The 4,156-nt window shown below is 71.8% G+C and carries 3 protein-coding genes and 1 pseudogene; 2 read left to right on the top strand and 2 right to left on the bottom strand.

All coding sequences use genetic code 11. The annotated features are described in order from the left end of the window. Positions 1-115 precede the first annotated feature (115 nt). Positions 116-1,060, top strand: a complete 945-nt coding sequence (gene bla / locus ACQKIP_RS41570) for a class A beta-lactamase (protein WP_365864507.1) — start codon at positions 116-118, stop codon at positions 1,058-1,060. Between the two features lie 201 nt (positions 1,061-1,261). Further along, complete coding sequence (locus ACQKIP_RS41575; RefSeq protein ID WP_365864509.1) at positions 1,262-2,893, top strand: penicillin-binding transpeptidase domain-containing protein; 1,632 nt, start codon at positions 1,262-1,264, stop codon at positions 2,891-2,893. Positions 2,894-2,973: 80 nt separating this feature from the next. Here ACQKIP_RS41575 and ACQKIP_RS41580 read toward each other — a convergent pair whose 3' ends face one another. Further along, entirely contained in the window at positions 2,974-3,684 is a 711-nt protein-coding gene (locus tag ACQKIP_RS41580; RefSeq protein WP_365864511.1) for a ribonuclease H family protein, read from the bottom strand. A gap of 91 nt (positions 3,685-3,775) precedes the next feature. Next, positions 3,776-4,156: pseudogene (locus ACQKIP_RS41585) on the bottom strand (TetR family transcriptional regulator); the annotation flags it as partial.

Genomic DNA, 4,156 nt, shown 5'->3' on the forward strand with positions numbered 1-4,156 from the left:
CAGACGCACCCCGGGGCGAGGGTGGCTCTGGCACTCACACCCACGTACCGGGACGGAGCCGTGCCGCCCCGTCCCCTATGCGCCCTGCCTTCGGGGCGCCCTGGAGGTTTGGCCCGTGAAGCACACCCGTGCCCGCCGTACCGTTGTCGGCGCGCTCGCCACGTTCTGCCTCGTCCCGCTCATGGCCTGCGCGGAGGGTGACTCCTCTGCCTCGTCGTCGCCGTCCACGACGGCCACGAAGCCGGCCGGATCCGCGAAGCCCGCGGACGCGGCGAAGCAGTCCGCCCGCGGTTTCAAGAAGCTCGAGCGCGAGTTCGACGCGCGCCTCGGCGTCTACGCCGTCGACACCGGCACCGGGCGCGAGGTGACGTACAACGCCGGTGAGCGCTTCGCCTACAACTCGACCTTCAAGGCACTGGCCGCCGGTGCCGTGCTCGACAAATACTCCCTGGATGGCCTCGGTCGCAAGGTCACGTACTCCAAGGACGATCTGGTCCCCAACTCGCCGGTGACCGAGAAGCATGTCAAGACCGGCATGACCCTGGGTGAACTGTGTGACGCCGCCGTCCGCTACAGCGACAACACCGCGGCCAACCTGCTCTTCGACAAGCTCGGCGGCCCCAAGGGGCTTGACGCCGCACTCGAAGATCTGGGCGACGACGTCACGCAGATGGACCGTCGCGAGCCCGACCTGAGCAGTTGGGTGCCGGGCGAGAGGCGGGACACGAGCACGCCGCGGGCGCTGGCCAAGGACCTGCGCGCGTTCGTCCTCGGGGACGTCCTGGGCAAGGGCGAACGCGCCCAGCTGACCAAGTGGCTGCGGACCAACACCACCGGGGATCACACCATCAGGGCGGGTGTGCCGAAGAACTGGGTGGTCGGCGACAAGACCGGGACCGGCACCTACTACGGGGCCCGCAACGACATCGCCGTGGTGTGGCCTCCCGACGGCGCCCCCATCGTCATGGCGATCTTGTCCAACCGCGCGAAGAAGGACGCCGAACCGGACGACAAGCTGATCGCCGAAGCGGCCTCGGTGACCGTCGACGCGCTGTCGTAGCGCGTCGTACCCGCCGCGGGGCGCGCCCGCCCCTGGCTCCGTGCACCGGAGCCAGGGAGAACCCGGCGCGCCCCGCCCCGCTCCCGGACCGCCCCGCTCCCGGACCGCCCCGCTCCCGGACCGCCTCGCCCGAGCGCCCCGCGCCCGAACCTCCCGCTGCCCGCACCGAGAAGCACGTACAACCCGCACAAGGAGCCCTTGATGACGGATGCCGCACCGTTTGCCGAACCCCGCCGCAGACCCGCCCGGAAGGGACCTCGCGTCGCGATCGCGGCGGGCCTGACGCTCGCACTCGCCGCAGGCGTCGGGTACGCCGCGGAGCTCGGCCCCTTCGACCCCGGGCCCCCCATACCCGACCCGGAGGCGGCCGAGCAGGCCCGCGCGTTCCTCGCCGACTGGGAGGCGGGGCGCATGTCGCGAGCGGCCGCGCTGACCTCGCGTCCCGAGGAGGCGGAGCGTGTCCTGAAGAGTTTCACCGCGGGGCTCGACATCAGCGAACCTTCCCTGTCCGCGGGGGCGCTCACCCCCGGTGAGGACGGCACCGCGACCATGGCCTTCACCGCGAAGATGCCCGTCACGGAGCTGGGCACCTGGACCTATGCCTCGGCCCTGCCGCTGCGCAAACAGGACGACGGCACCTGGAAGGTGGACTGGGCGCTGTCCCTCGTGCACCCGAAGCTGAGCAGCACGCACAAGTTCCGGCTGGAGCGGGAGGACTCCGCCGCCCCCGAGATCAACGACCGTGACGGCAACGCCCTGTCGGGCTCGACGCACCCCTCCCTCGGTCCGCTCATCCCGCAGATCGCCAAGGACAGCGGCGCCGGTCCGCGCGGCGCGGTCCAGCTCGTCGACCGGGCCACCGGTGAGGTCACGGGGACCGAAGCCTCCTTCGGCAAGAAGTCCGACCGCCCGGCCGACAAGCCGGTGGCCACAACTCTCGACGCCACCTGGCAGTCGGCCGCGGAGAAGGCCCTCGCCGCCGAGGCCGACGGCAAGGACGCCGCACTCGTCGCCCTGCGGATCGACGACGGGGAGATCCTGGCCGTGGCCAACTCCCCCGTCTCGGGCTTCAACCGTGCCGTCTCCGGAACCTACGCGCCCGGCTCCACCTGGAAGATCGTCACCACCAGCGCGCTACTGCTCAAGGACGCGGTCGCGCCCGATGATGTCGTGGACTGCCCCAAGTACCTCACCGTCGGGAAGCGGTTCCAGAACGTCGAGGCCTCCGAACACCGTGACGCCACCTTCCGCAAGGACTTCACCGCCTCCTGCAACACCGCGTTCATCGGCCTGCGCGACAAGGTCGGCGACCAGGAGCTGGGGGATGTCGCCGGCAAGTACTTCGGGGTCGGGCAGAAGTGGAACGTCGGCATCTCCTCGTACGACGGGTCGGTCCCTGTCCCCCGTGACCAGACCGAGAAGGCCGCATCGATGATCGGCCAGGGCAGGGTGCAGGCCAACCCGCTGATCATGGCGTCCGTCACCGCGACGGCGGTGTCCGGCACCTTCCACCAGCCGACCCTCACCGGCACGGGCGAGGACACGACCACGACCACCCCGCTGCCGCGCGAAGTCGTCGCGCAACTGCGCGAGTTGATGCGCGCCACGGTCACTGAGGGCACTGCGCGTGTGCTGGCCGACCTGCCGGGTGCGGTGGGGGCGAAGACCGGCACCGCCGAGGTCTCCGAGGACGCCCCCAACAACGGCTGGTTCGTGGCACATCGCGGCAATGTCGCCGTGGCCTGCGTCGTCGAGAAGGGCGTCACCGGCGGCGCGTCCGCCGGACCCGTCGTCCGCAGCCTCCTGGGGGCGGTGCCGGACGACGCCTCCTGACGTCCGGTGCGCACGCCCCCCCGACGACGGCACCCCGTCCCCGGAGCCGAAACCGAAGCCGGAGCCCCCCGGCACGGGCCTCAGGAGTCGCGGCACTCCACGTGGCCCCAGCCGTGCGCGTTCTTCGCGATCTTCTCTCCGGCGGCGTAGGGCTTCTGGCAGTGGCAGCGGCCGGGGAACTTGGCCTTGATCACGCCGCCCGACCCGCCCTTGCCCGACCGTGCGGCGGAGCTCTTGCCCGCCCCTGCCGCGGAGGTCTTGCGCGACCGTCCGGCGGGTGCGGCCGTCATGCGTTCGGGCCGCGGCTCCGGGATCGCGGGCGTTCCGTGGGCGGTTCCGGCGGGCTGCTGCGTCGTGGCGGCGTCACTGGCCGCGACGTCGGCGATCGCGTTGAGGTGGTCGCCGTCCACCTGGTGGGCGGCGACGTGCCGGAAGGTCACCGCGCGGCCCTGCAGGAGTGCGTCGATGCGGACGACGAGGTCCTTGTTGGCCACCGGCTTCTTCGCCGCGGTCAGCCAGCCGTTGCGCTTCCAGGACGCGATCCACTTGGTGACCGCGTTCATCGCGTACTGGCTGTCCATCCGGACCTCCAGCGGCAGCGCGGGGTCGGTGGACTCCAACAGCTGGGCCAGCGCGGTCAGTTCGGCCACGTTGTTGGTCGCGTCGCCGAGCGGTCCGGCCTCCCAGCGCTGCGGGCGCCCGTCGGCGTCGGCGACCACCCAGGCCCAGGCCGCCGGGCCGGGATTCTTCTTCGCGGCTCCGTCACAGGCGGCGATGATCAAGTCAGACATCCCTCGATGATGCCAGCCCGCGGCAGGCTCGCAGGCCGCCGCCCCTCCGCCACGCGAAGACCGCCGCACTCCGGCAGCGTCCCGCGAGGCCCTACGACGCTTCGGCGTCCAGCGCCGGGGCGATGACGGCGAAGGCCCGGTCGGTCAGCCTGGCGGGATCCTCGGCGCCGTCACTCTCGCTCCAGCGCTGGAGCACGGCGTCGAAGGCGGACAGCGCCATCCCGGCGGCCAGCCGCGGGTACATGTCCGCGCCCGCGTCGCGCCCCAGGCGCCGCGCCACCTCGCCCGTCAGTTCGTCGCTCCACTGCGCCTGGTGCTCCAGAAAGCGGGCCCGCAGGGCCGGTGTACGCAGAATCAGCCGGACCACGGGCAGCACCCGCTCGGAGTGATCGCCACAGGCGGCGATGGGCACCCACACGGCGTGCCGCAGCGCCATGTTAGTCGGCTCCCCCTCGTGGAGAGTGTTGATCTT

This window comes from Streptomyces sp. NPDC059900 (assembly GCF_050270335.1).
Lineage (GTDB): Bacteria > Actinomycetota > Actinomycetes > Streptomycetales > Streptomycetaceae > Streptomyces.

Coding starts and splice junctions, on each gene's coding strand:
- ACQKIP_RS41580 (WP_365864511.1), bottom strand. CDS start 3,684: ATGTCTGACTTGATCATCGCCGCCTGTGACGGAGCCGCGAAGAAGAAT.
- ACQKIP_RS41575 (WP_365864509.1), top strand. CDS start 1,262: ATGACGGATGCCGCACCGTTTGCCGAACCCCGCCGCAGACCCGCCCGG.